Origin of the sequence: Glutamicibacter soli, from assembly GCF_052322135.1 — a bacterium.
Classification (GTDB): Bacteria; Actinomycetota; Actinomycetes; order Actinomycetales; family Micrococcaceae; genus Glutamicibacter; species Glutamicibacter soli.
In genome coordinates, this window is record NZ_CM125969.1 from 2,641,565 (window position 1) to 2,664,575 (window position 23,011).

Below are 23,011 nucleotides of genomic sequence, written 5' to 3' on the forward strand. Positions count from 1 at the left end.
CTGAGAGCATGAACGAGCTGCCCCAGAAAACTGTGTCCATTCAGAAGGTCCTCGGCGAGCTGGAACAGAGTTCGCTGGCCGAGGTCCGAGACCTGGCCGCCGCCGCGCTGCAGGAGGACGGCAATCCGCCCTTGAGCGACCAGACGCTGGTCGCACTGGGCTCGGAAACCTCCGGCAAGAACGTCATCACGCTGCTGGCCTCGTCGGGCGAGGGAACCGAAGCCCAGCTCAGCGGCGTCATCGTCGCGATCGACGACCCGATATCCCGGCGCTGGATCGTCGAACTGGTGGTCCACCCCCAGTTCCGCAACCACGGCATCGGCCGCCAGCTGCTGCAGAGGCTGGGCGAACAACTGGATCTGAGCCAGATCCTGACCTGGGCGCACGGCGACCACGCAGCGGCCCGCAAGCTGGCCGATTCGATCGGCCTGTCGCGCAACCGCGAGCTGTACCGGATGCGCCGCGAAGGCACCGACTCTCTGGAAGAGACGCCGCTGCAGCGCGGGCTGACGCTGCGCAGCTTCCGCGTCGGCGAGGACGAGTCGGCCTGGCTTGAAGCCAATGCCAAGTCCTTCGCGCACCATCCGGAACAGGGTTCGCTGACCCTGTCCGATCTCGATGCGCGCATGAACGAGAGCTGGTTCGACCCGCAGGGCTTCTTCCTGGCCTTCGACCCGGAAGACCAGCTCATCGCCTACCACTGGACCAAGATCCATCCGGCGGGCGCCGACGACATCCGCCCGATGGGCGAGGTCTACGTGGTCGGCGTGGTTCCCGAGGCGCAGGGCCTGGGCTTGGGCCGCGCGCTGACTACTGTGGGCATCAACTACCTTCTGGAGCAGGGGGTCGGGTCGGTGCTGCTGTACGTGGACGCCGAGAACGAGGCGGCAGTCAAGCTCTACCGGTCGCTCGGCTTCACGCTATGGTCCGCAGACATCATGTACGGCCCCGAACAGATAGACTGATAGCGCATGGCAGTCCGGGATTTTCCCGGACTGCCAGCCGACGGTGAAGATGGCCTCCACCTGCAGGAAGAAGTGAGTTCAGCAGATGACAACCACCCCCAAGCAGCCCCCGGCACAACTGAGGGATGTCCCTTCATCCAAGGTCAATGAAGACCGGATCGAACCGGCAGGACTCCTGCCCGACCTCCATCCGGACGGGGGTTTCGAGAACGAGCGGTTCCTCGACCGGGAACTGAGCTGGCTGCATTTCAACGCGCGGGTGCTGGAACTGGCCGAGGACGTCGACCTGCCGCTGCTTGAACGCGTCAATTTCCTCTCGATCTTCGCCTCCAACCTGGACGAGTTCTTCATGGTGCGCGTCGCCGGCCTGAAGCGCCGCATCGTGACCGGCCTGGCCGTCCCGGCGGCCAACGGGATGAACCCGGTGGACCAGCTCGAATTGCTGCTGAACTCGGCGCACGAGCTGCAGACCCGCCATGCAAGGGTCTACTCGGAGTCGGTCTCCCCCGACCTCGCCACGCACGGCATCCGCATCACCGGCTGGGACGAGCTCTCGGCCTCCGAGCAGAGCTTGCTCTCCGAGTGGTTCATGGCCCAGGTCTTCCCGATCCTCACCCCGCTGGCGGTGGATCCGGCCCACCCCTTCCCTTATATCTCCGGCCTGTCGCTGAACCTGGCCGTGGTGGTGCGCAACCCGCTGACCGGCAAGGAGCTGTTCGCCCGCCTGAAGGTGCCTGACACCATCGACCGCCTGGTCAGCATAGACGGCCCGCGCGCCGCCCACTCCTCGCACCGCGCCGCACGCTTCATCGCGCTGGAGGACCTGATCGCCGTGCACCTGGAGCAGCTGTTCCCGGGCATGGAAATCGTGGAGCACCACTTCTTCCGCGTCACCCGCAACGAGGACCTGGAAGTCGAGGAAGACGACGCCGAGAACCTGCTGCAGGCCCTGGAAAAGGAGCTGCTACGCCGCCGCTTCGGCCCTCCGGTGCGCCTGGAGGTGGTTGACGACATCAACCCGCAGATCATGGACCTGCTCTCCCGGGAGCTGGGTATCGACGAGGACGAGGTCTTCAAGCTGCCCGCCCCGCTGGACCTGCGCGGCCTGGGCGTCATCGCCTCGCTGGACCGCACCGAGCTGCACTACCCCAAGCACATGGGGCACACCTCACGGTTCCTGAACGAGTCGGAAACCGCCAAGGCAGCCAACGTGTTCGGCGCCGTACGCCGCCGCGACATCCTGCTGCACCACCCCTACGATTCCTTCTCCACCTCGGTCCAGGCCTTCCTGGAGCAGGCCGCGGCGGATCCGAAGGTTATGGCCATCAAGCAGACCCTGTACCGCACCTCCGGCGACTCGCCGATCGTCGATGCGCTGATCGACGCGGCCGAAGCAGGCAAGCAGGTGCTGGCGCTGGTGGAGATCAAGGCCCGCTTCGACGAGCAGGCGAACATCTCCTGGGCGCGCAAGCTGGAACAGGCGGGTGTGCACGTGGTGTACGGCATCGTGGGCCTGAAGACCCACTCCAAGCTCTCCCTGGTGGTGCGCCGCGAAGGCGACAAGCTGCGCCGCTACTGCCACATCGGTACCGGAAACTACCACCCGCGCACCGCGCGCTACTACGAGGACTTCGGGCTGCTGACCTGCGACGAGGAGGTCGGCGAGGACGTCTCGAAGCTGTTCAACCAGCTCTCGGGCTACGCCCCGCGCTCCACCTACAAGCGTCTGCTGGTCGCCCCGCGTTCGGTGCGCACCGGGCTGCTGGCGCACATCGAGCAGGAAGTGCGCAACGCCCAGGCCGGGGTCGACGCCAAGGTGGTCATCAAGGTCAATTCGATTGTCGACGAGGCGATCATCGACGCGCTGTACCGCGCCAGCCAGGCCGGGGTGAAGGTCGACGTGATCGTGCGCGGCATCTGCGCCCTGCGCCCGGGCGTCCCGGGGCTGAGCGAGAACATCCGGGTCCGCTCGATCCTCGGCCGCTTCCTGGAGCACAGCCGCGTGTTCACCTTCGCCAACGCAGGGAACCCGATCGTGTACATCGGCTCGGCCGACATGATGCACCGCAACCTCGACCGCCGCGTGGAGGCCCTGGTCTCCCTGGGGCAGCCGGAGGACATCGAGGAAATGATCAGCCTGCTGGAACGCTACATGGACGACGGGACCTCCTCCTGGCATCTGCACTCGGACGGCAAGTGGGACCGGCATTACAAGGACGAGGACGGCAACCCGCTCTCCGATGTCCAGTTCTGGCTCATCCAGGACCACGCCCAGCGGCGAAATAGCGGGCGAAACAGCTAGTGGCCGATTCGAATGTCCAACGCGCCCTTGACCGGGTGCTGGAACTGCATCGTTCATCCGATGCCGAGGAAATCCGCCTGGGCCACTTCGACATCATCGCCGCGGGGGCCATCCCGTGGCGGCTGGAGCACGGCAAGCTGCGGGTGCTGGTCATCCACCGGCCCAAGTACGACGACTGGTCCTGGCCCAAGGGCAAGCTGGACGACGGCGAAGCCATCGCCGAATGCGCGGTGCGCGAAGTCCACGAGGAGATCGGGCTGCAGATCACGCTCGGCCTGCCGCTGGCGGCCACCGCGTACTCGGTGAAGCAGCGCGCCAAGGTCGTCTACTACTGGGCGGCCGCCACGCACCACGAAGCCGAGGTCATCCCGGACGGCTCCGAATGCGACGAGGTCCGCTGGGTCTCCCCCAAGCAGGCCATCGGCATGCTGACCAACCCCTCGGACGCCGCGCCGCTGCAGGACCTGCTCGCCGCCCACAAGGCCGGCCATCTGGAGGCCAAGCCGTTCATCCTGGTCCGCCACGCAAAGGCCAAGCCGCGCAGCAAGTGGACCCGTGCCGAAGGCGACCGCCCGCTGGCGGCCACCGGGCGCCGCCAGGCCCAGGCGGTCTCGCGACTGCTGGAAGCCTGGGCCCCGGGGCATGTCGCGTCTTCGCCGTGGATGCGCTGCGTGCAGACCGTCGCGCCCTACGTCACGGCGAACCAGCTGAAGCTCAGCTCCGTGCGGGCGGTCACCGAGCATGCGGCCACGCGGCACCCGAAGCGGGCTGCGAAGGCGGTGCAGAAACTCCTGGACAAGAACCGCTCCCAGGTGCTGTGCACGCACCGGCCGGTGCTTCCCACGGTACTGAAGGTCCTCAAGGGCAGCACCTCGGCGACCATCGCCGAGGTGCTCCCCGCCAAGGATCCTTTCCTCGATCCCGGAGGGGTGATCGTGGCGCACCAGATACCCGGCGCGAATCCGCGGATCATCTCCCTGGAAGTCCATACCCCGTATCACGACTGACACCACCGCCGGCGCCGCTGCACCGCACCCGGCGGACGGGCATCCCCGGCTCCTCACGCCGCGAGGATGCCCGTCGTTGCATCTGCGCACAAATGCGACTATGACTGTTTAATAAGAATCCCGAGTGGCTCTTGTCACCCAGAGAAAGGCCAAACCATGAGTGCAAATCAGCCCCAGCAACCGGTTGAGAAGATCGTGCACCAGGGTCTGCGCCTGGACCATGACGAAGACCGCGGGCGTTTCTCGCTGTGGCACGGATCCACCTATGTCGGCTTCATCGGCTACCACCGCGAAGACGACGTGGTCACCATCCAGCACACCATCGTCAACGAGGAATTCGGCCGCCGCGGCTACGCCCGGGCGCTGGTGACGCTGGTACTGGACCGGCTGGCCAACGAGGGCGTCAAGATCGTTCCCGAGTGCAGCTACGTGCAGGACTACCTGCGCCGCTACCCGGAGTACCAGGGCATGGTCGTCAAGGGCTGAAGCTTCGTTATCCGGGGCGTCGTGGGATACGCCACGGGACCTCCGGCGCCGTTCGCCGGTGGACTAAACTGGTGGGGTGAGCATTCCTACCCCATACGAAGACCTGCTTCGCGACGTTCTGGAGAACGGCGCCGCCAAGGAAGACCGCACCGGAACCGGCACGCTGTCGGTCTTCGGCCGCCAGATCCGCTTCGACCTGGCCGATTCCTTCCCGCTGATCACCACCAAGCGCGTGCATTTCCGCTCGGTCGCTGCAGAACTGCTGTGGTTCCTGCGCGGGGAGTCCAACGTGAAGTGGCTCCAGGACCAGGGCGTGCGCATCTGGAACGAATGGGCTGATGAGGACGGCGAACTGGGGCCGGTCTACGGCGTCCAGTGGCGCTCATGGCCCACCCCCGGAGGCGGGCAGATCGACCAGATCTCCCAGCTGGTCGACTCGCTGCGCAGCAACCCCGATTCCCGCCGCCACATCGTCTCGGCCTGGAATGTCGCCGAAATCGAGAACATGGCATTGCCGCCCTGCCATGTCTTCTTCCAGTTCTACGTGGCCGACGGCAAGCTGTCCTGCCAGCTGTACCAGCGCAGCGCCGACATGTTCCTCGGCGTGCCGTTCAACATCGCTTCCTACGCGCTGCTGACCCGCATGCTCGCCCATCAGCTGGACCTGGAACCGGGTGAGTTCATCTGGACCGGCGGCGACGTGCACATCTATACCAACCACTTGGAGCAGGTGCGCGAACAGCTCTCCCGCGAGCCGTACCCGTACCCGACGCTCGACTTCGCGTCCAAGCCGGAGTCAGTCTTCGACTACACTCTGGAAGACTTCGTGGTCAACGACTACAAGCACCACCCAACCATCAAGGGGACCGTCGCCGTATGACGCCTGAACCGCGCCACACCGCCGACCTCACGCCGCTGGTTGGCGCCATCTGGGCCCAGGCGGACAACGGAATCATCGGCAACCAGGGAACCATGCCCTGGCATGTCCCGGAAGACCTAGCCCATTTCAAGAGGATCACCGCCGGCCATCCGGTCATCATGGGCCGCGCCACTTGGGAGTCGTTTCCGCCAAAGTTCCGGCCGCTGCCCGGACGCAGCAACATCGTGCTGACCACCCGCGCCGAGTCGCACCAGGCGCTGCGCGATGCCGGTGCGCTGCCGGTCGCGGACCTCGGCGAAGCCCTGGCCCTGGCCAAGACCTGTGAGGGCAGCCGGGAAATCTGGATCATCGGCGGAGGCAAGGTCTACGCCCAATCGCTTCAGCTGCTGGACCTGGCAGTGATCACCAAGCTCGATCTGGAGGTCCAGGGAGATACCAGCGCGCCGCAGCTCCCCGAGGACTTTGCCCTGGGGCTCAGCGACCCGGGACTGGATGGACCGGAGAACCAATGGCACAAGTCCGGTACCGGCACCCGCTACCGTTTTGAAACCTGGATCCGCGAAAAGGACTAGTTAACATCCCATGAAAAAATACCTCGCTGATCTCAAACAGCACTCAGATGCCCTGTTCGTCCTCGGCTACATGCTTTTCCCGCTGCTCGCGCTGGTTGTCGCGGTGCTCGGGTTTTTCATGGTGCTCGGCGGCCACAAGATCTTCGGCGTGATCCTGCTGTTCGTCCCGACCCAGGTGTTCCTCTACGCAGCGTTCTGGGCCATCAAGAACCGCAAGCTGTTGCTTGAGGAAAAGTAGAACTTTTGCTGCTGCAGAATCACACCCGGCCCTTCTGGGGCTTGGGTGTGATTCTGCTTTAAGCGCTGTAACGAACCGGGATAATAACGTAATTCAGCCCTACCATTGAGGTATGACTTCATCTGTTGGTTTTGTAGGTTACCGTGGCATGGTCGGTTCCGTGCTCATGCAGCGCATGCTCGACGAGGGCGACTTTGCGCAGATCGACCCGGTCTTCTTCTCGACGTCGAATGCCGGCGGCCAGGCCCCCGCATTCGCCGAGGGCGCCGGCCCGCTACAGGATGCTTTCGACATCCAGACGCTGGCCAAGCTGCCGATAATCGTGACCGCCCAGGGCGGCGACTACACTACCAAGGTCCACGCCGAGCTGCGCAAGGCCGGCTGGGACGGACTGTGGATCGATGCCGCATCGAGCCTGCGCATGAACGACGACTCGGTGATCGTGCTGGACCCGATCAACCGCAACGTCATCGACCAGTCGCTGGTTGCCGGCGTCAAGGACTTCGTGGGCGGCAACTGCACCGTTTCCTGCATGCTCATGGGCCTGGGCGGGCTGTTCAAGAACAACTTGGTCGAGTGGGGCACTTCCATGACCTACCAGGCGGCCTCCGGCGGCGGCGCCCGCCACATGCGCGAGCTGCTGACCCAGTTCGGCGACATCAACGCCTCGGTCGCGGACGAGCTTGCAGACCCGGCCAGCGCCATCCTGGAGATCGACCGCAAGGTGCTTGAAACCCAGCGCGGCGGCCTGGACGCCGCACAGTTCGGCGTGCCGCTGGGCGGTTCGCTGATCCCGTGGATCGATTCGGATCTGGGCAACGGCCAGTCCCGCGAGGAGTGGAAGGCCGGCGCGGAGACCAACAAGATCCTGCAGACCTCCGGTAGCCGCCACATCGCCATGGACGGACTGTGCGTGCGCATCGGCGCCATGCGGTCGCACTCGCAGGCGCTGACCCTGAAGCTGAAGGAAGACCTGCCGGTCTCCGAGATCGAGTCGCTGTTGGCCGAGGACAACGAGTGGGCCAAGGTCGTGCCGAACGAGAAGGAAGCGACTATGGAGCAGCTGACTCCGGTGGCCGCCTCGGGCACCCTGGACATCCCGGTCGGCCGCATCCGCAAGCTGGAGATGGGCCCGGAGTACATCTCCGCCTTCACCGTGGGCGACCAGCTGCTCTGGGGCGCCGCGGAGCCGCTGCGCCGCATGCTGGCCATCGCACAGGGCCGCCTGTAGCAAAACCCTGAAAACTGAAAATCGCCGGGTCCAGACAGCTGATGCTGTCTGGACCTGGCGATTTTTCTCTCGAGGCTAGCTGATGGCGCGCTGTTCCCATTCTTCGCGCAGCACGGAGTACAGCAGCTGGTCGTGCCAGGCTCCATCCCGCCACTGTGCCTGGCGGATTCTTCCCTCTTGCACAAAACCCAGCGATTCCAGGCATCGTTGCTCGGCCGTGTTTTCCACGGCGGTCGTGGCTTGGATCCGGTGGCGTGGGTAGTGCGTGAACAGGTAATCCACCAGCAGTGCCTGTGCCTTGGTGCCAATGCCGGCGCCGCGGTGACCGTCGAACACGCCGATGGCGATCTCCCAGCAAGCCGAGGTATTGGCCCGGCCCCAGCTGGTCGAGGTAAACCAGTCCACCTTGCCCACCGTTTGCTCTCCCAGCGCAATGGCCAGGGCACCGTCCTGCTGGCCGATGAACTGGTCCTGGGCCAGCCGTTGGCGCAGCCCGGCGGTGTTCCAGAAGCCAAACCATTGCTCGTCCCCGGCTCCGGCCGCGGACTGGAAATGCTGTTCAAGCAGGTCGATATCCGCCTCGACGAGCTTGCGCAAACCCAGCAGGTTCATCACAAGCTGATGCCGATCAGCAGCGGCTCATTGACCAGCGTGATGCCGAAGCGCTCGGCAACCCCGGCGCGCACTGCGCGGGCGATGGCCAGGATGTCAGCCGCGCTGGCGGTGCCCCGGTTCGTAATGGCCAAGGTGTGCTTGGTGGACAGCGAGGCCCGTCCCCCGGCGATCTGGAACCCGTCGGTCCCCTCCAGCCCGTAGCCCTTGCCGAAACCTGCCTGGTCGATCAGCCAGGCGGCCGACAACTTGACCATTCCGGCCTGCTCGACCGGGTAGTTCGGAGCGTTGTGCGGCAGCTGCTCCAGCACCGACGCGTCGACTATCGGGTTGGTGAAGAAGGAGCCGGTTGAATGCGAGTCCGGGTCCTGCGGGTCATAGACCATGCCCTTGGACCGACGCAGTTCCAGAACCGTCTGCCGAACCAGCGCTGCATCCGCGCCCTGGCCGGCGTCGACGCCCAGGCGGCGGGCCAACTCAGCATAGCGGATCGGCGCCGACTCGTTGCCGCGCTTGAGCAGGAACGCGGCTTCCAGTACCACGTACCGGGGCGAACCGTGGGTGCTGGTGCGCTTGATCAGCGAATCACGGTAGGCGAACGCCAGGTCCTCGTTCGACAGCTGCAGGATCTCCTGCGCGGTGCGGTCCCAGACGCGGGCCCAGGCCAAGGTCTGGGAGACGTCCGCTCCGTAGGCGCCGACGTTCTGCACCGGGGTGGCACCGGCACAGCCGGGGATCCCGGAGAGGGCTTCGAGTCCGCTCAGGCCTTCGGCCAAAGAGTACTCGACCGTGGCGTCCCAGTTCTCGCCGGCCGCGGCGCGCAGCAGCGCCAGCCCGCCGTCCTGTTCCTCGACAACCAGGCCGCGCGTGGCGATGCGGATGACGGTGCCCGAGAAGCCCTCATCCGAGATAACCAGGTTCGAGCCGCCGCCGATGAACAGGATGTCCTCGCCGGCGTTGTCCGCGGCGGTGATCGCCGCAATCAGCTCGGCTTCGGTGGACGCGGTCACGGTGCGCGCAGCGTCGCCGCCAACAGCCGTGGTGGTCATGTTCTTCAGCATTGAACTACTATCTTTCGATTTGTCTCTGGAAATACGTTGATTCGGGCGGATCTAGCTGGCGGACTCGGGCTGGCGCGGATAGCCTGCGGCGTTCTTCGACAGCAGGAACGCCACGACAACCAGGATCGAGATGCAGCCGAGTGCAGGCAGCAGGCCGATAGCCCCGGCCAGCAGGCCCAGCAGCGGCGGACCTCCCAGGAATGCCGCGTAGCCGATGGTAGAAACCACTGCCACGCGGGCTGCCGCGTGTTCCGGGTCATCCGATGCGGCGCTCATGGCCAGCGGGAAGGTCAGGGCAACACCCATGCCCCACACGGCCAGCGCCACGAAAGCCAATGGCAGGTTGTCTCCGAACGCGAAGATCAGCAGGCCCACTAGCGCGGCGATGGCGCTGGCCCGGATCATCCAAACCCGCCCCATACGCAGGATCAGGTCCCCGGCCAGCAATCGGGTCAGCGTCATGGCAGTCACGAAGGCCGCGTAGCCCAGCGCGCCGGTGGCTTCGGTGGTCCCGTAGCCATCGGCCAGGGCCAAGGCCACCCAGTCTCCGGCCGCGCCTTCGGCGAGCGCCATGCCCAGCACCAGCACGCCCAGCAGGACCGTTTGCGGCTCCTTCCAGGTGCTCAGCAGCGAATGCCCCTTGAACTTCGAATCCTTCGAGGCCCGGCTCCGGTCTTCCCCGTAGAAACGGGTCGAATACAGCACCGTGGCGATGATCAAGATGCCCATGACCCCGTAGTGCAGTTGCAGCGGCAGCGCGACCGCTGCGGCGCCGGCGCCGATTCCGGCGCCGAGAACTGTACCCACGGAGAAGAACCCGTGCAGGGCAGGCATGACGCTGCGTCCCAGTGCCCGTTCCATGGCCGCGCCCTGGATGTTCGAGGCGACGTTCCACGAGGCGGCTCCAAGCCCCTGGCAGAAGAGCACCGTCGCGGTCAGCATGCTTGAGTGCAGCAGTCCCGAGGTGGAGCCGACGCCCATGAGCGCGAGACCTGCAATCAGTGCGCCGTAGCGCATGACGTTGGTGGCGCCGAAACGCATCACCAGGTGACCAGCCAGGGATACGGAGAGGAAGGAGCCTGCGCTCATTCCGAGCAGCAGCAGGCCGACCTGCGAGTGGTCCAGCCCCAGCTCGTCGCGCAGTGCCGGAAGCCTGGAGACCAGGGTTGCCAGCAGCAGGCCGCTGGCCATGTAGGCGGCCATCAACGAGTTGCGCCAGTGCTTTACCGCGACCGGCACGTCGGCTGCGGGTTGCTGGTTCAGAGCTGCACCACGGCCTGGCACTTGAGCAATACCTTGGTTCCGTTGGCGGAGACGGTCAGGTCCACGCGGGCGGTGCGGGCCTGGGAATCCAGGGCACCGATCTTGCCCTCGACCTCGATGGTGGTTCCTTCGAAGTCCGAGGGGTTGGTACCTTCGGGGTCCTCGACGACGACCGGCTTGGTGAAGCGGGTCTGGTAGTCGATGACTGCGCCCGGATTGCCCACCCAGGTGGAGACCAGATCGATGACCGCGCCCATGGTGAACATGCCGTGGGCGATGACCGAGGGAAGCTCGACTTCCTTGGCGAAGCGCTCGTTCCAGTGGATGGGGTTGAAGTCCCCCGAAGCGCCGGCATAGCGCACCAGGTCGGCGCGGTTGACGTTGACAGTGTGGGTGCCGAGAACCTGTCCCTTTTCAAGGGTGTCGAAAGCGATCATGATTAGTCCTCAGCTCGAACCAGTAGCGATGAAACGGTGGTGGCGATCTTTTCCCCACCGACGGTGGTGATTTCGGCGCGGGTGGTGATCATGGCCCCGGCGCCCATTTCGCGGATCTGGTCCACGTACAGCTCGGCGAGCAGTTCATCGCCGGCCACGATGGGGCGGTGGTGGGTAAAGCGCTGGTCTGCATGCACCACGCGGGAGAAGTCGATGCCCGAGGCAGGGTCAGCGATCAGCTGGGCGTCGGCGCGCTGGGCCACGATGATGGCGAAGGTCGGCGGGGCGACCACGTCGTTGAAGCCGAGCTTGCGCGCGGATTCGACATCGTAGTGGGCCGGAGAGGTGGCCTTGGTGGCTGCTGCGAATTCTCGGATCTTCTCTCGTCCTACCTGGTAGGACTCGCCGGCAGGGTAGATGCGCCCCACCAGATCAGGGTTGATGCCCATTAGTTCTCCTGAACTTTGTGACTGTGTGTTGATTGCTGTCCACGCAGGGCTCAGCCGCTCGGGGCTCCCAGCTCTGCGGAACACGAAACCTTCGGGGTGCGGCTAGTTGCCGCCGTTGCCCTTGTTCTTCTTGGCTTTAGAGGTTGCCAGGCCGTTGGCGATCCGCCAGTTGCGGGCGTCCCGGGCGCGAATGACAAGTCCTGCAACGTGGCAGAGCATGCCGATGACCAGCAGTCCGATGGCTACGTAGAGCACCGGTCGAATGTGGTTGACTGAACCGATGATCGTCAGGATGATCCCTAGCCCGATGGTGCCCATCGCGGTAAAGACGATCTTCTTGTAGTGCTGGGAGGCCGCCTCCCAAGGCGTATTGGTCATACCCACCAGTCTAGTTCAGGGCAGGGAGCGACCGCGGACGTACAAGGGTATTTCTGCTGACATCCCGCAACCGCCAGTTCATGGAAGGACATCTGGCCTGACTCATCAGCAGGACGCATCGGCAAGGCGCGCCCGCCCAGACGACTAGGCGAAGATGTACGGCAGCGCTCGCAGGGTGCTGAAGACCCCGAACAGCGCCACCGCGTAGCCGAGCGCCAAGGCGAGGATGGCGGCTTTCGCGCCTTGCTCATTTCTCGTCTTGATCTGGTTCAGTGCCACGTGGCCTGTACCTACCGCGAAAACCGCCGGGCCAGTGCCGCCCAGGAAGATCAGGGCCGGGATTTCGGCAATGGCCAGGCAGAGGGCGATGATCGACAATCGGTTGACCCGCAAGCTTGCGGAGGCCTGGGTGCCGTTGCGCTTGTCCATGTCTCCTCCATCAATTCTGGAATCTGTGCAGGTGCCAACTGAGGTCTTGACCTCAGCCGGAGTGGGGATGCGCAGCATCTGGGGTCGGCATTCCGCCGACGACGTGGCATTCCCCCGTCACCCATTCACCGAGTCTAGGCGACGTCAGCGCCATGGGCGTCTATGCCATCGTCATCGGATCGCGGCCTCGCCCTGCAGTACTGCGTCCGTTGCCTTGATGTACCGACCCGCGCTAGGCTCCGGGTATGACAGCGCCTATGCAGGGCATGCCCTACTCACCGGCACCGGTAGAAGTGGTCGCATTCATCGGCCGCATCCTCGGCCACGAATGGCCCCGCAGCGAAGGTGAGCGCGTTCGCGTATTCGAAGCGTTGGGCATGCACAGCCCGCAGCGACCCACGGAAGATCCAGAGGAGAACATCGGAGGCATCTGGGTGCTGAAAGTTCCGTTGGGGGCCGAGGTGGATGCTCGTTGGAGTTCGTTCCGGGGTTCTCTCGTGCTGATCACCTTATTCCTGTACCCGCAGCCATCGGAACAGCATGCGCAGGTTCTGGGAAAATTCGCCGAGCTCCGGACGGAACTGTCAACGTACTTTTCTCCTCCGACGGAAACCTGGGGAACCGAAGCCATGCCCGCGGCAAGGTGGACGGTCGGGACTTGCGGGGTTGAACTCTATTGCTTCAACAAACCCAACAGCGTGCTCATGCTCTGTATCGAAGATCTGCAGCTGGCACGCCTAGCCGAAGCCGCAGCCGTGGCGGATTCGGCCCCCTAGCCTCGATTACCTAGAACAGCGCAGACTGTTCTTCATGGAAGTCGCCATGTTCATCGGCAACTCCCAATTCGTGGGTTTTGAGTTCCGCCGCGTCGATGAGCCTCAGGGTTGTAGACGGGCCGCTGTCGACCATGATGGTTTGCCCCAGAACTCCGCGCACCCTGATGTTGAACTGGTTGTCTGCGATCTTCTGATCCCACGGATGCAGCGCATGCGCGTCCCAGGCGTCGACCACAAGTTGCGCATACTCCGGGTGCTCCCACAGCTCATCGCGAAGTTCGATGCCATAGGTCTCCAGCCCGCGTTGTGCAGACAGGAAGTCCCGGGCCTTGTCGGCCGCTGCACGGTTGATGTCATCGAGGCTGGCCAAAGTCAGTTCCCAGCTGGTCAGCCCCTTCACCTTGGATTTCTGCCGCACTTGCTGGCCCAGTCCCACGTGTTCGGTGATGAGATCTTCAAGCACGCGGATGGCCGCGCCGTCCCCCGCGCCAGCGATGTAGCGGGCGACGACCGCACCCTGCTGTGCTAGGCGGCTCCATTTGCTCTGGGTTGAGGTCGTGCCGACCTTCGTGGCTCCATGGGCGAAGCTTGCCACGTAGAGGAAATGCGGCTGTTCCAAATATTTTCGCATCCCCGCCGGCGCTTCGCCGGTCGTATGGAAGTGGTGCATGAATTTGGAGTGGTCAAGTCTCCGACACTGGTCGCACTGATTGCCTGTCCGTACAGCTTTGTTTTTCGGGCAGGGGAAATTGTTGCGACCGCCGTCAGGGTTCATGGTGATATAGCCCAGGCAGAACTTCAGGTCGCTGACTTGCAAGCGAAGGGCTCGATTCTTGGACAAGGACTCATGGATCCACTGTGAACCGCGACGGAGGCTCAGGCTTGGCGCCGGCTCGTAGTGGGAAAAGCTGATCCCGTGGCAGAGCTGTCGTGATTCACTGGGGAATTCCATGGAGGCCTTTCAAGAAAAGAGTCGCATTCAAGCCTAAGCCAGTACCACCTGATTCCTGGAACTCCGCTCACCGCTTCGTAGGCGCTCACATTGCAGAGCTCGTTGGGCAGTGTTCCAGTTGTGCCGGAACCGCGTCAACTCTGGTAGGCATCGGATGGTTTTCGGTCGGTATACCCGGGGTTCTGTCCATTTTCTTAGGACTGCGTTCTACTCTGGAGGTACATACAGACGCGTGCCCCGACTTCGCGACATTGAATATTCAGAGGTGATAGAGATTTCAACTCAAAGCTCAGACAGGCCGTCCCCTCCCCCTGTGGCACTGCGTACCGCAGCGATGAACAACCCTGAACTCCAGAACATGGCTCGCACTTTCCATCACCAGTTCCAGCGCTTCATGATGGAACACCAGTTTGCGGTCGATGAAATCCTGACCAAGGTGTCGATTCTGCGCGAGGAATTCTTGTACCTGCACAAGTACAACCCCATCGAGCATGTCACCTCCCGGGTCAAGTCGCCGGAAAGCATCATGCGGAAAGTCGCCCAGCGGCGCATCACTCCAACGTTCGAGGCAATCCGCGAAAATATCAGCGACATCGCCGGCGTTCGCATCACCTGCAGTTTTGTGAAAGACATCTACAAGGTGCTCAATACGCTGACATCGCAAAGCGATCTGGAAGTCATCCAGATCAAGGACTACATCAAGAATCCCAAGCCCAACGGGTACAAAAGCCTGCATGCCATCGTGAAGATCCCGGTTTTCCTGTCCGAGGGGCCGGTTGATATCACCGTGGAAATCCAGATCAGGACCATTGCGCAGGACTTCTGGGCGACGCTCGAACACAAGATCTTCTACAAGTACGAAGGCGCCGTGCCCGAGCATCTTGTCGAAGAGCTGGCCGAGGCGGCACGGGTCGCAGAAAGCCTGGACATGAAAATGCAAAGGCTGCACACGGAAGTCCACGGCCACGATGTCAACAGCACGGAGTCCGAGGACGATCGAGGTTTCGATGATTCCGTTTTGCAGGAATTATTGATGATCGCCCAGCAAGGTATTCCTGAGGAACCAACCGAGTCGCCAAGGAAACAAAACTAGGATGGATAGGCGCGGATCGGCACTGAGCCGATCCGCGTTTTCTCATTCATCGGGTGGCTTCACGGGAACTGCGTTTGGCTCCATTGAACCCACGGATCCCTTTCGGAGGCATTATCTGAGTACCCGGGCTTGTGAACGGGCCGATCGCGAACACAAAAACCCCGGAAACCGTTGGGTTTCCGGGGTTTTACTGCTGTAGCGGCGCCGGGACTCGATCCCGGGACCTCACGATTATGAGAGAACGTCTTGACCTAGTTTGATCCGTCTTTACCATTTTTGGTCTGACAAGGCATTCATGCGAATACTTCGCAAAAGATAAAAGTAGATCAAAACACCTATAAAGGTTGTTTCCGCTGGGTAAGCGCTGGGCAAATCACTCCCCCGCAGCGGATCCAAACTGCTCCAGCAAGGCCGCGTGATCCGGCGCGCTCAAATTGCGCTGCACGTAGTGCTTCGATGTCACAGATTCGGATGAATGCCCGAGCTGCGCCATGGCCGCACCGACGCCATGCTCGTTAGCCAGGATCGTTCCCACCGATTTTCGGAACGTGTGCGGCGTGACCCAATCGAACCCCAGCGCGGCGCGCGCATCCCGCCACTGCTTTCTGTAACTGCTCGGGTATCGCAGAGATCCCGACGTGGACGGAAACACGACGTCATAAGGATTCGGTGTCGCATCGGTAGAACGCCGAAACAGCATGTCCCTGGCAAACGCTGGTAGAGCATAAGTCTGCCTTGACCCCTCACTCTTTGGGTGCGCCTGCCAAATCATGCCGTTGCCTTTGACATAGACCACGGTTCCATTGACCGTCACAGTCGCCGGCGTAGCTTTCAGATCCACATCAGCCCAGCGGATCCCCAGCGCCTCGCCAATGCGGCAACCCGTGGCCAGCATGAGATCCACAACGTCTAAGAGGTCAGCAGAACGCTCCCGACCGTGCTTGGCCGGCGCCTGCTGCTGCCACAGCGCAAGCCCAGCCCGAAGCGCGCGAGCTTCATCAACTGTCAGAGCCCGGACAGCCGGCGCAGAGACCTTGACTGCGGCCACGTCTCGCAGCGGGTTCGAGTCCAATGCACCATGACGCACAGCAAGCCCCAGAACCCCGCTCAGAATCGTTTTAGCGTGCTTGGCCGTAGTAGCACCAGTATTCTCTTTCAAAGCCCTCAGGAAGCGATCCAGCGCGGGCACAGTCGCCTCCCGGATCCGCAGCCCACCAATGCCAGGCAAAATGTGCCGATCCACAACACTCTCGTATCGTGTCCTAGTGTTCGCAGCCAGGTTCTTCTCATCCTGCTCCACCCACCACAACGGCACGACAGCACTTAGCCGCGACTCCCTCGTGATGTCGGCACCGACCGAATTAGCGCGGTCCTGCATCTCAATGATGAGCGCGCGCTCCGCAGCCGCGCCGGACCTGCCGGGGACAGTTTTCTCCAGCTGCCGCGTGACACCATCAAAGTCACGAAAACGCGCGAGCGCGCGCCACACACCCGGCGAGATCTCTTTCCGAGAGATCCGACCCCATGCCCCAATCGGCAACGGCGGACGTGCCATTACAGTTTCCTCTCAGATTCACGTAGCCATCTGGCTACTGCCTAGACTTCTTGTCTCGCCCCTCTGGCGCCGGATCCGCTTCCAAGGTTTCCATGTGCACTTTCATCTCTGGGACTCGCCCTGGGTGCACTGTAACCATCACGCCATCCGAGCTCGCCGGCTCATACGGAAGATCCGCCGATTCCAGCCAGTCGCGCGCCTGATCCTCAACGTCCCGCAAGGCATCCCCCGCCGCTTTCATCACCGGCGACGGATTGTATTTCAGCATCGCGGCCACTTCATCCGAATCTGCCTCTAGCCGTTGCGCCTTAGCAAGCTTTGCTGCCTGGTCCGCGCGTGATTCGTTGTAGCGCTCGATGAGCCACCCGCGGAATTCATCATCGTTCGCTGCAGCTATGCGGCTACGAACAATTAGGCGGTCATAGCTCGTTTGAAGCCTCTGCAGAATGTCTTGAAGATCTTCGGCATTCTGCTGGAGATTCTTGTAGGCACTCGGCTCCAATCTGCGCTCAGCTTCCAGCGTTGACCAGCTAATTTCCAGAGACCCAGCCTGCACCGCTCCGGCATCATCTGGGACCGCAAATAGATCAGCTAGAGACATCCCCAGAATCTCCGCAACAGCAGCAACCTCAACGGCGACCATCGCGCGGTCACCGCTTTCCATCATGTAGACAGTTTGTCGCGGCCAGGGCTTGCCATCCTTGGACACCGCAGACCCCAGACGCTCACCCAGTACGGCGGCGGTCATACCCAGGTCCTGCCTTCGCGCCCTGACGTTCCGCCCAATGATTTCAGTAATGGTCAGCTTCACACGTAAACCCTTTCTTGGTTGCCTCTATGTTGTCATTCATCTTAGGTGTTGACAAGTGATCAGCGGTGTTTTAAAGTGATGGTATTCCACACATTGTCAGGTGGTTTCAGCATTACCAAGGAAGGAGGGGTAACTGATGAACCTCGAAGAATTCGGCAATAAGCCAACGCGCAGTGTCAAAGATCTGTCTGGTTTGCTCGGCACCGGGATTAACCAAACTTATGCCGCCGTCAACGCTGGGATATACCCGGCCATCAGGCAAGGAAAACGAATCCTTATCCCCACAGCGCCAATTGTGGCGATGCTTGAGGGACGCGCAGATGGCCGAGGTGCAAAGTGAGCATCATTCCAGAATTACGGGTGCTGCCGGTTGCCGAAGAACTGCACACGGTTCATCTATCCTTGCCGGAACTCGCCAAACGGCTGAACGTCAAAGAGTCCACCATCTACGCGTGGCGGCATAAGCAGTACGGCCCGCCCGCCATGCAGCTTGGTCGTCAACTTCGATGGCGCCTGTCCGATGTCGTCGCATGGGAAAACGCTCAGATCGAAGCCCCGCGCAACACGAAGTGAGTGTGACACCAATGGCAACGCAACCGACCGTGAACGCGACCCGACTCTATCCAACCGGATCCGTGCACCCGCGCGCCGCGGTGGTCGTATGCCCGCACTGTGGCCAACGCCATTGGATCTGTATCAACGAGGCGGCGCCGATGCACGAATGCGCGGTCACGGGCCAGGCATTCATACTGCTACTGCACTCAACCGCTGGAGGTGACCATGGGGCATAGAAACCTGGATCTCTACTACCAGTATTGGGCCGATCACCCAACCCTGGGACACGTGGCACAGAGAATGCTTGCCTACATCTGTCATCGATGCTCAGACGACGATGTGCCGCCCGTCTACTTCCAGGGCTGGGAGTACTTGGCTATGGCTGCTGGTATCACTCGCGGATCCGCACGAATCAATACTGTCAAAGCGAGCGTACGGCGCGCACTACGAGAGCTCAAAGAAGCCGGAGCTTTAGTAGCCAGCGAGCAGGCCGGGCCAGGTGTCAGAGAGAACTATGCCCTGACGCTGGATCCAAAACTGACGTTCGCCCCTAACGGCTTTGGGCGAGATGTGTCATGGGATGCCGCAGATCGAGACATATCAATCTCCAAAGGCGATACAGGAGGTATCCCCAATGGCGATACAGGAGGTATCCCCAATGGCGATACAGGAGGTATCCCCAATGGCGATACAGGAGGTATCCCCAATGGCGATACAGGGCATATCGGAATGGAGATACAAGAAGCACCAAAGCGAGGATACAAGGCGTATCTCCCTAAAGAAGATCTAACGAACTCTAAAGAATCTTCAATCGAATATGGATCACCCAAATCACCAAAGGCTCCCAACTTACGTGTGGTATCAAGCCCAGCAGAATTTGAAGATGATCCACCACTCACCCAGGAACAAGAACGAAACCGACAAGCTGCAGCACTTCGTGAGCTCATGAAGAACGAACCCGCAGCATCAGAACCCGAATGGTAAGGACCAGACCATGTTCATCATCATGATCATCGCAGCAGCATGGCTCATGCTCAGCATCGTCACCGCCGCAGTGCTCGCCATGCTTATCGCCGGCGGACGCAAGTCATGGGCCGCGGAACAAGCCCACGAACAAGCCACCCAACAGCCAACCAAGGCATAACCAGGAGGAATCCACCATGAACACCGCCCCAGCCCCAGCCATGACCGCGCCGACCACACATCGACAGGACATCAAGCTCTGCTACTTCTTCAACCAGGAACACCGGGAATGCTTCGAAATCGGACTGGATGCACTCACCCTCTGCGGTGAATGGATCAGCCCCACTCAGGACGTCTCGGTGAACCCCGACTACACGAACCCGCACGGTGAAACCGTCTTGTGCCCCAACTGCCAGGCCGAAAAGGACCGTCGGACTGGTGGGAAGCGAGTTGAAAATGTCTGACTCCACCGAAGGAACCTGCCATATCCGCAATTGCAAACGGTCAGCGCATTGGATCGTCGCAACCCAAGGACATCCAAACGGCGACATGAATGCATGGTATTGCGCGGACCACGCCACCCTGCCCGCATGGGGAGAGTCCCCGACCCCGTACACCATCACGATCTCAGGCCCGTACAAGAAAGGCCGTAGCGACTCCGGCAAAGAATCCGCTACGGCCACGACCGAACCCTCGTGAAAGGCAACGATCATGACCCAGAATAACCGCCCCCAGTCGCAACCGCCAACCAGTGCCGAACAAGTCCTATTCGCCCAGCTGGCCGACGTACTGGACGGGGACCTTGCCCACTACGCCGAGGAAACCATGAGCCGCTCAGAAGCCCCCAATGAACCCACGGACGGAGGAACTCAATGAACAGGCTCCGCGAAACAGAAGCGATCCTGGCACTGCACGAATGCGGCCACTCGCAACAACGCATCGCCGACCTGCTAAACCTCAAACGGGCAAATGTTGGATATCGGATCAGGTACATGGCGAATAAGGACCCGTCCACTGTGGAGACGCTCCAGGAGGAGGTTGAGTATTGGCGTGGCCACGCTAGCCATTACAGGCGGATGTACGAGGAACTCAAAGGCAAAGGGGCCAGCAATGGGGAAACGCAACTTCGCGCATAAACGGAATCGCATCGCATGGCAAACACTAGAGGGTCGGCAGATGTACAACCGCTCAGCACGGCCCCAGCCGCTCGGAGACGGACGCACACCGTCGGCGACCAGTGACAAGCCACCCCAGCCCCTACGGAAGCCCAAGGAGGGCGACAGTGACTAACAGAGCAAGAGACTACCAAGCGGCTCTCCGGCAGATCCCCAAAGAACACCGAGACGCCATCACCCGCTACGTCCGAACTATCCGCCGAACCCAGCAAAACACCCAGCAGCCAACCCGACCCGAATTCACCAACGCGCTGCTGGAAACAATCCAGGCCTGCGAGAAAGGATCCACCATCAACCAACTAACGACCATCGCCACCCGGCACAACCTCACGGCGCAAGAACACGCCAACCTCGGACAGGCACTGTGGCACGCAGCACAGCAAGGACTGCTGCCAGAGAGCGGCGGACGCGACCAGACGCGTTCTTACGCGCGCGAGGAACACCCCACAGAAACGGAGACCCAAGAATGAGCGATAAGCCTCAAATATCGCGCGAAGATCTGGCCGACATGACACCGGCCCAGATCATGCAAGCCAACAAGGACGGCCAATTACAAATGGCGAAAATCGGGCGCCAGCAGGTGGACATCAATTTGTTCGCCAAGATGTCACCATCAGCCCGACATCAAGCCCTGGAGCAGGGGCTGTTGAATGAGATTTTCGGAATCGACCCCGACAAGAAAGAAGACTGAAAATGGCAAGCACTAACAATCTGATCGAACAGCTGCAAAAGGCATATATCAACCCGGCTCTGGGCCGCTCCGATTGGACGCAGGAAGCCTCCGAAGCCTACTTAGACGCATGGGAACCCTCCGAAAGAATCGACCCGTCTACCGGACAAAACTGGATCGGATTCAGAACTCGATGGAGCGAGATCCCCGAGCCGCTGCTGTCCAAGCTTGTGGCCTACGCACCAACATACTGGGGCAAAGTCACAGCAGAGCTTGACGCGGAAGCCGCACGGGCAGCGGAAGCTAAATTGAACCCAGCTGCCCGCAAATTGGCCATCCTGGAGGACTCAATCCGGGCCGGAGCCAAAACAGATCCGGTACTTTTGGCAAAGACCCGAGCGGAAGCGGACGCCGAACGGCACGCCGCAAAGCTTGCAGCCGATGGGGCGAAACAGCGGCAAGCAGATGCCAAGGCACGTGCAAAAGCCAAGTCCGAAGTACTGGAACAAGCCCGCTCGATGCTGCCTACCATGCCAGACCTTGAGACGCAGATCGAAGCAGCCAAATCCGCTATCGATCAGGTCAGGCAAACCGCCGCAGCATTTGATATCGAGCTCCGCGCAGTAGGAACCATCATGGCAAACGCTGGCATGCCTCCCTACAAGAAATTCGGAGATGCGACGGATCCCGAATACGACGCTGACAACACTTTCACCGCAGAAGGTGTCATTATCGATGGCGTGAGCCATCCCGCAAGTCAGAGGATGCTCATGGAAGACCTGGCCCTGTACGCCCTGGCAGGCCACGCGATACCCAAGAACCGGCGTTCCGGCTGGTAATCCAGCAGAACCCCACATGACCCCGTGGCGGCGGTGACCCCCACACCGCCGCCACGGCCACACCAGGAGAGACTATGACAAGGCCACTGGATCCGGCCAAGCAACAAGAAATCGTGCAGCTCGCAAGCTCAGGAATGACACGCAACGAAATCGCCAAGAAAGTCGGCTGCGCACCTGCAACAGTGTCACGCTGGGCCAACCGCGCCGGCATCGAATTCGACCGCTCGGCCACCCAATCGGCTGTAGCAGCTCGCCAAATGGACCTCAAAGCTCTGCGCAGTGAAGCCGCACTCAGAACAATCAGACGAGTAATTCAGCTGGACGATATGTTCTATGGCATTACGGACATCAAAGATCTTCGAGAGCTCGCGGCAACTGTGCGAGATACATCCATCTCACATTTCAACATCTCCCGGCTCGATATGGAAGACGATTCCCTTGTCGAGGTCAAGGGCCAGTTCAGGGACTTCATGAGCGACATTAGGGAGAACGCCGCGTTCATCGAATGGCGCGACAAGCAACAAATTCTGGAACAGCCCGAACAGCCGGCCATCGAACCGAACCACAGACAGGACGAACCATGAGCAACCCCGAAGAACCAATTTTCTCCTTCGACGACAACGGCGAACTCACCGGTATCCTCGACCCTGAAACAGCCCAATGGGCCGCGCGCCGCCTAGCCGCCCAACTGGTTGCCTGTGCTGGACGCGACCCCGAAAGCATCCGAAACATCATCCTGAAAAACATCAACGATGCGACAGACGTGAACAAGATCGTCAACATGTTCATAGCCCTCCACAGGCTCACCGACGTGATAGGTGACCTCCTCGGTGGCATGTACAGCGAATCCACCACTGAAGTCAGGCAAGCGCACGTGAACTGGCTGCTTGGCACAGGAGACCAGGACCAGCCACCCGGCAAACGATCATCGTAGCCAACACAACCGACAGGTGAACCTCTACGGGGCGAGATCCGGCTTCACCGCCGGAATCACCTCCACAAATCGACGCATGATCCTGTCACACTCAGGAGTCAGCCCCTCATCATTAACGCCAATCAAACAGGATGTCTGCCACTCCAGCGAAAGTGATCGTAACCGGTCCATATTCTCCGTCTGCTCGGCTGTAGGATCTCTCAGTTCGTTGTAGAAGTCCGATGCTTCAGTCGAGAGTCGCGCAAGTGCGATGCTGCAATCAGTCTGAGAAAGCCCGTCGCAATACAGCGCGGGCTCATCGGTTGCAGGTTGCCCGCTGCAACCTGCCAATATGACAGCCACGATGACGAGACCTATAGAGGATTTCATGCGGCGACG

The 23,011-nt window shown here is 61.6% G+C and carries 33 protein-coding genes; 22 read left to right on the forward strand and 11 right to left on the reverse strand.

From position 1 onward, the window contains the following. Positions 1-8: 8 nt before the first annotated feature. From mshD to asd, 8 genes are all read left to right on the forward strand, one after another. The gene (gene mshD, locus ACTX90_RS12500) at positions 9-965 is read left to right on the forward strand and encodes a mycothiol synthase (RefSeq protein ID WP_424573110.1); all 957 of its coding nucleotides are present in this window, start codon (positions 9-11) and stop codon (positions 963-965) included. Positions 966-1,050: 85 nt separating this feature from the next. Next, positions 1,051-3,267, forward strand: coding sequence for an RNA degradosome polyphosphate kinase (locus tag ACTX90_RS12505; RefSeq protein WP_047119705.1), 2,217 nt, complete (start codon positions 1,051-1,053; stop codon positions 3,265-3,267). Next, positions 3,267-4,274 carry an NUDIX hydrolase gene (locus ACTX90_RS12510; protein WP_286163405.1) on the forward strand — a complete coding sequence of 336 codons (1,008 nt, stop codon included), beginning with the start codon at positions 3,267-3,269 and terminating at the stop codon, positions 4,272-4,274. Before ACTX90_RS12505 ends, ACTX90_RS12510 begins: the two co-directional genes overlap by 1 nt. Positions 4,275-4,430: 156 nt before the next feature. Beyond that, a complete protein-coding gene (locus tag ACTX90_RS12515; protein ID WP_047119706.1) occupies positions 4,431-4,760 on the forward strand; it encodes a GNAT family N-acetyltransferase in 330 nt (109 codons plus the stop codon). 76 nt (positions 4,761-4,836) lie between these two features. Further along, a complete protein-coding gene (locus ACTX90_RS12520) occupies positions 4,837-5,640 on the forward strand; it encodes a thymidylate synthase (RefSeq protein ID WP_424573111.1) in 804 nt (267 codons plus the stop codon). After that, positions 5,637-6,212, forward strand: a complete 576-nt coding sequence (locus tag ACTX90_RS12525; RefSeq protein WP_053798543.1) for a dihydrofolate reductase — start codon at positions 5,637-5,639, stop codon at positions 6,210-6,212. The genes ACTX90_RS12520 and ACTX90_RS12525 overlap by 4 nt, the downstream gene beginning before the upstream one ends. A 10-nt stretch (positions 6,213-6,222) precedes the next feature. Then, entirely contained in the window at positions 6,223-6,450 is a 228-nt protein-coding gene (locus ACTX90_RS12530; RefSeq protein WP_047119709.1) for an NF038396 family protein, read from the forward strand. A 148-nt stretch (positions 6,451-6,598) separates the two neighbouring features. Next, positions 6,599-7,681 carry an aspartate-semialdehyde dehydrogenase gene (asd, locus tag ACTX90_RS12535; RefSeq protein WP_443444020.1) on the forward strand — a complete coding sequence of 361 codons (1,083 nt, stop codon included), beginning with the start codon at positions 6,599-6,601 and terminating at the stop codon, positions 7,679-7,681. Positions 7,682-7,756: 75 nt separating this feature from the next. Here the strand turns inward: asd and ACTX90_RS12540 are convergent, their stop codons facing one another. From ACTX90_RS12540 to ACTX90_RS12570, 7 genes are all read right to left on the reverse strand, one after another. Beyond that, a complete protein-coding gene (locus tag ACTX90_RS12540) occupies positions 7,757-8,293 on the reverse strand; it encodes a GNAT family N-acetyltransferase (protein ID WP_443444022.1) in 537 nt (178 codons plus the stop codon). Further along, positions 8,293-9,354, reverse strand: a complete 1,062-nt coding sequence (locus ACTX90_RS12545) for a UDP-N-acetylmuramate dehydrogenase (RefSeq protein ID WP_443442173.1) — start codon at positions 9,352-9,354, stop codon at positions 8,293-8,295. Before ACTX90_RS12545 ends, ACTX90_RS12540 begins: the two co-directional genes overlap by 1 nt. A gap of 51 nt (positions 9,355-9,405) precedes the next feature. Next, positions 9,406-10,638 carry an MFS transporter gene (locus tag ACTX90_RS12550; protein ID WP_244910886.1) on the reverse strand — a complete coding sequence of 411 codons (1,233 nt, stop codon included), beginning with the start codon at positions 10,636-10,638 and terminating at the stop codon, positions 9,406-9,408. Then, the gene (locus ACTX90_RS12555) at positions 10,614-11,054 is read right to left on the reverse strand and encodes a MaoC family dehydratase (RefSeq protein WP_047119712.1); all 441 of its coding nucleotides are present in this window, start codon (positions 11,052-11,054) and stop codon (positions 10,614-10,616) included. The genes ACTX90_RS12550 and ACTX90_RS12555 overlap by 25 nt, the downstream gene beginning before the upstream one ends. Positions 11,055-11,056: 2 nt before the next feature. Then, positions 11,057-11,503, reverse strand: a complete 447-nt coding sequence (locus ACTX90_RS12560) for an FAS1-like dehydratase domain-containing protein (protein ID WP_047119713.1) — start codon at positions 11,501-11,503, stop codon at positions 11,057-11,059. Positions 11,504-11,605: 102 nt separating this feature from the next. Continuing rightward, a complete protein-coding gene (locus tag ACTX90_RS12565; RefSeq protein WP_053798548.1) occupies positions 11,606-11,881 on the reverse strand; it encodes a hypothetical protein in 276 nt (91 codons plus the stop codon). A 144-nt stretch (positions 11,882-12,025) separates the two neighbouring features. After that, complete coding sequence (locus tag ACTX90_RS12570) at positions 12,026-12,310, reverse strand: DUF4190 domain-containing protein (RefSeq protein WP_424573114.1); 285 nt, start codon at positions 12,308-12,310, stop codon at positions 12,026-12,028. Between the two features lie 245 nt (positions 12,311-12,555). On the opposite strand from ACTX90_RS12570, the gene ACTX90_RS12575 reads away from it, so the two are divergent. Beyond that, on the forward strand, positions 12,556-13,086 hold the full coding sequence (locus ACTX90_RS12575) for a hypothetical protein (RefSeq protein ID WP_443442174.1): 531 nt from the start codon (positions 12,556-12,558) through the stop codon (positions 13,084-13,086). A 10-nt stretch (positions 13,087-13,096) separates the two neighbouring features. Here ACTX90_RS12575 and ACTX90_RS12580 read toward each other — a convergent pair whose 3' ends face one another. Further along, positions 13,097-13,927 (reverse strand): DUF2797 domain-containing protein, encoded by an 831-nt coding sequence (locus tag ACTX90_RS12580; RefSeq protein ID WP_443442176.1) that lies wholly within the window; start codon positions 13,925-13,927, stop codon positions 13,097-13,099. Between the two features lie 445 nt (positions 13,928-14,372). On the opposite strand from ACTX90_RS12580, the gene ACTX90_RS12585 reads away from it, so the two are divergent. Next, positions 14,373-15,131 carry a GTP pyrophosphokinase gene (locus ACTX90_RS12585; protein WP_047119717.1) on the forward strand — a complete coding sequence of 253 codons (759 nt, stop codon included), beginning with the start codon at positions 14,373-14,375 and terminating at the stop codon, positions 15,129-15,131. A gap of 373 nt (positions 15,132-15,504) precedes the next feature. On the opposite strand, the gene ACTX90_RS12590 is transcribed toward ACTX90_RS12585, so the two are convergent. Then, positions 15,505-16,686, reverse strand: a complete 1,182-nt coding sequence (locus tag ACTX90_RS12590) for a tyrosine-type recombinase/integrase (protein WP_443442177.1) — start codon at positions 16,684-16,686, stop codon at positions 15,505-15,507. Between the two features lie 34 nt (positions 16,687-16,720). Next, positions 16,721-17,497 (reverse strand): helix-turn-helix transcriptional regulator, encoded by a 777-nt coding sequence (locus tag ACTX90_RS12595; protein WP_443442178.1) that lies wholly within the window; start codon positions 17,495-17,497, stop codon positions 16,721-16,723. A 136-nt stretch (positions 17,498-17,633) separates the two neighbouring features. On the opposite strand from ACTX90_RS12595, the gene ACTX90_RS12600 reads away from it, so the two are divergent. The 12 genes from ACTX90_RS12600 to ACTX90_RS12655 all read left to right on the forward strand — a co-directional run bounded on the left by ACTX90_RS12600 (position 17,634) and on the right by ACTX90_RS12655 (position 22,633). Next, positions 17,634-17,837, forward strand: coding sequence for a hypothetical protein (locus ACTX90_RS12600; RefSeq protein ID WP_443442179.1), 204 nt, complete (start codon positions 17,634-17,636; stop codon positions 17,835-17,837). After that, positions 17,834-18,070: a helix-turn-helix transcriptional regulator gene (locus ACTX90_RS12605; protein ID WP_443442180.1), complete on the forward strand. Its 237-nt coding sequence runs from the start codon at positions 17,834-17,836 to the stop codon at positions 18,068-18,070. Before ACTX90_RS12600 ends, ACTX90_RS12605 begins: the two co-directional genes overlap by 4 nt. Before the next feature lie 207 nt (positions 18,071-18,277). Then, on the forward strand, positions 18,278-19,036 hold the full coding sequence (locus ACTX90_RS12610) for a hypothetical protein (RefSeq protein WP_443442181.1): 759 nt from the start codon (positions 18,278-18,280) through the stop codon (positions 19,034-19,036). Between the two features lie 10 nt (positions 19,037-19,046). After that, the gene (locus ACTX90_RS12615; protein ID WP_443442182.1) at positions 19,047-19,196 is read left to right on the forward strand and encodes a flagellar basal body-associated FliL family protein; all 150 of its coding nucleotides are present in this window, start codon (positions 19,047-19,049) and stop codon (positions 19,194-19,196) included. 16 nt (positions 19,197-19,212) lie between these two features. After that, positions 19,213-19,479 carry a hypothetical protein gene (locus tag ACTX90_RS12620; RefSeq protein ID WP_443442183.1) on the forward strand — a complete coding sequence of 89 codons (267 nt, stop codon included), beginning with the start codon at positions 19,213-19,215 and terminating at the stop codon, positions 19,477-19,479. A gap of 85 nt (positions 19,480-19,564) precedes the next feature. Then, positions 19,565-19,714: a hypothetical protein gene (locus tag ACTX90_RS12625; RefSeq protein ID WP_443442184.1), complete on the forward strand. Its 150-nt coding sequence runs from the start codon at positions 19,565-19,567 to the stop codon at positions 19,712-19,714. Positions 19,715-19,726: 12 nt separating this feature from the next. Continuing rightward, positions 19,727-19,891, forward strand: a complete 165-nt coding sequence (locus ACTX90_RS12630; RefSeq protein WP_443442185.1) for a hypothetical protein — start codon at positions 19,727-19,729, stop codon at positions 19,889-19,891. A gap of 406 nt (positions 19,892-20,297) precedes the next feature. Then, the gene (locus tag ACTX90_RS12635) at positions 20,298-20,660 is read left to right on the forward strand and encodes a hypothetical protein (RefSeq protein WP_443442186.1); all 363 of its coding nucleotides are present in this window, start codon (positions 20,298-20,300) and stop codon (positions 20,658-20,660) included. Next, complete coding sequence (locus ACTX90_RS12640; protein ID WP_417373434.1) at positions 20,657-20,881, forward strand: hypothetical protein; 225 nt, start codon at positions 20,657-20,659, stop codon at positions 20,879-20,881. The genes ACTX90_RS12635 and ACTX90_RS12640 overlap by 4 nt, the downstream gene beginning before the upstream one ends. Positions 20,882-20,883: 2 nt before the next feature. Next, entirely contained in the window at positions 20,884-21,699 is an 816-nt protein-coding gene (locus ACTX90_RS12645) for a hypothetical protein (RefSeq protein ID WP_443442187.1), read from the forward strand. Positions 21,700-21,773: 74 nt separating this feature from the next. Further along, positions 21,774-22,283: a helix-turn-helix domain-containing protein gene (locus tag ACTX90_RS12650; protein ID WP_443442188.1), complete on the forward strand. Its 510-nt coding sequence runs from the start codon at positions 21,774-21,776 to the stop codon at positions 22,281-22,283. Further along, positions 22,280-22,633 carry a hypothetical protein gene (locus ACTX90_RS12655; protein WP_443442189.1) on the forward strand — a complete coding sequence of 118 codons (354 nt, stop codon included), beginning with the start codon at positions 22,280-22,282 and terminating at the stop codon, positions 22,631-22,633. Before ACTX90_RS12650 ends, ACTX90_RS12655 begins: the two co-directional genes overlap by 4 nt. A gap of 24 nt (positions 22,634-22,657) precedes the next feature. Here ACTX90_RS12655 and ACTX90_RS12660 read toward each other — a convergent pair whose 3' ends face one another. Next, positions 22,658-23,002: a hypothetical protein gene (locus ACTX90_RS12660; protein WP_443442190.1), complete on the reverse strand. Its 345-nt coding sequence runs from the start codon at positions 23,000-23,002 to the stop codon at positions 22,658-22,660. Between the last annotated feature and the right edge of the window lie 9 nt (positions 23,003-23,011).

Excerpts from the sequence above, each read along its gene's own strand:
- ACTX90_RS12515 (WP_047119706.1), top strand. The coding sequence starts at position 4,431 with ATGAGTGCAAATCAGCCCCAGCAACCGGTTGAGAAGATCGTGCACCAG.
- ACTX90_RS12585 (WP_047119717.1), top strand. The coding sequence starts at position 14,373 with ATGAACAACCCTGAACTCCAGAACATGGCTCGCACTTTCCATCACCAG.
- ACTX90_RS12560 (WP_047119713.1), bottom strand. The coding sequence starts at position 11,503 with ATGGGCATCAACCCTGATCTGGTGGGGCGCATCTACCCTGCCGGCGAG.
- ACTX90_RS12545 (WP_443442173.1), bottom strand. The coding sequence starts at position 9,354 with ATGCTGAAGAACATGACCACCACGGCTGTTGGCGGCGACGCTGCGCGC.
- ACTX90_RS12650 (WP_443442188.1), top strand. The coding sequence starts at position 21,774 with ATGACAAGGCCACTGGATCCGGCCAAGCAACAAGAAATCGTGCAGCTC.
- ACTX90_RS12540 (WP_443444022.1), bottom strand. The coding sequence starts at position 8,293 with ATGAACCTGCTGGGTTTGCGCAAGCTCGTCGAGGCGGATATCGACCTG.
- ACTX90_RS12655 (WP_443442189.1), top strand. The coding sequence starts at position 22,280 with ATGAGCAACCCCGAAGAACCAATTTTCTCCTTCGACGACAACGGCGAA.
- ACTX90_RS12505 (WP_047119705.1), top strand. The coding sequence starts at position 1,051 with ATGACAACCACCCCCAAGCAGCCCCCGGCACAACTGAGGGATGTCCCT.
- ACTX90_RS12530 (WP_047119709.1), top strand. The coding sequence starts at position 6,223 with ATGAAAAAATACCTCGCTGATCTCAAACAGCACTCAGATGCCCTGTTC.
- asd (WP_443444020.1), top strand. The coding sequence starts at position 6,599 with ATGGTCGGTTCCGTGCTCATGCAGCGCATGCTCGACGAGGGCGACTTT.
- mshD (WP_424573110.1), top strand. The coding sequence starts at position 9 with ATGAACGAGCTGCCCCAGAAAACTGTGTCCATTCAGAAGGTCCTCGGC.
- ACTX90_RS12660 (WP_443442190.1), bottom strand. The coding sequence starts at position 23,002 with ATGAAATCCTCTATAGGTCTCGTCATCGTGGCTGTCATATTGGCAGGT.
- ACTX90_RS12555 (WP_047119712.1), bottom strand. The coding sequence starts at position 11,054 with ATGATCGCTTTCGACACCCTTGAAAAGGGACAGGTTCTCGGCACCCAC.
- ACTX90_RS12570 (WP_424573114.1), bottom strand. The coding sequence starts at position 12,310 with ATGGACAAGCGCAACGGCACCCAGGCCTCCGCAAGCTTGCGGGTCAAC.
- ACTX90_RS12600 (WP_443442179.1), top strand. The coding sequence starts at position 17,634 with ATGAACCTCGAAGAATTCGGCAATAAGCCAACGCGCAGTGTCAAAGAT.
- ACTX90_RS12625 (WP_443442184.1), top strand. The coding sequence starts at position 19,565 with ATGAATGCATGGTATTGCGCGGACCACGCCACCCTGCCCGCATGGGGA.
- ACTX90_RS12620 (WP_443442183.1), top strand. The coding sequence starts at position 19,213 with ATGAACACCGCCCCAGCCCCAGCCATGACCGCGCCGACCACACATCGA.
- ACTX90_RS12640 (WP_417373434.1), top strand. The coding sequence starts at position 20,657 with ATGAGCGATAAGCCTCAAATATCGCGCGAAGATCTGGCCGACATGACA.
- ACTX90_RS12630 (WP_443442185.1), top strand. The coding sequence starts at position 19,727 with ATGACCCAGAATAACCGCCCCCAGTCGCAACCGCCAACCAGTGCCGAA.
- ACTX90_RS12645 (WP_443442187.1), top strand. The coding sequence starts at position 20,884 with ATGGCAAGCACTAACAATCTGATCGAACAGCTGCAAAAGGCATATATC.
- ACTX90_RS12525 (WP_053798543.1), top strand. The coding sequence starts at position 5,637 with ATGACGCCTGAACCGCGCCACACCGCCGACCTCACGCCGCTGGTTGGC.
- ACTX90_RS12615 (WP_443442182.1), top strand. The coding sequence starts at position 19,047 with ATGTTCATCATCATGATCATCGCAGCAGCATGGCTCATGCTCAGCATC.
- ACTX90_RS12590 (WP_443442177.1), bottom strand. The coding sequence starts at position 16,686 with ATGGCACGTCCGCCGTTGCCGATTGGGGCATGGGGTCGGATCTCTCGG.
- ACTX90_RS12575 (WP_443442174.1), top strand. The coding sequence starts at position 12,556 with ATGACAGCGCCTATGCAGGGCATGCCCTACTCACCGGCACCGGTAGAA.
- ACTX90_RS12610 (WP_443442181.1), top strand. The coding sequence starts at position 18,278 with ATGGGGCATAGAAACCTGGATCTCTACTACCAGTATTGGGCCGATCAC.
- ACTX90_RS12565 (WP_053798548.1), bottom strand. The coding sequence starts at position 11,881 with ATGACCAATACGCCTTGGGAGGCGGCCTCCCAGCACTACAAGAAGATC.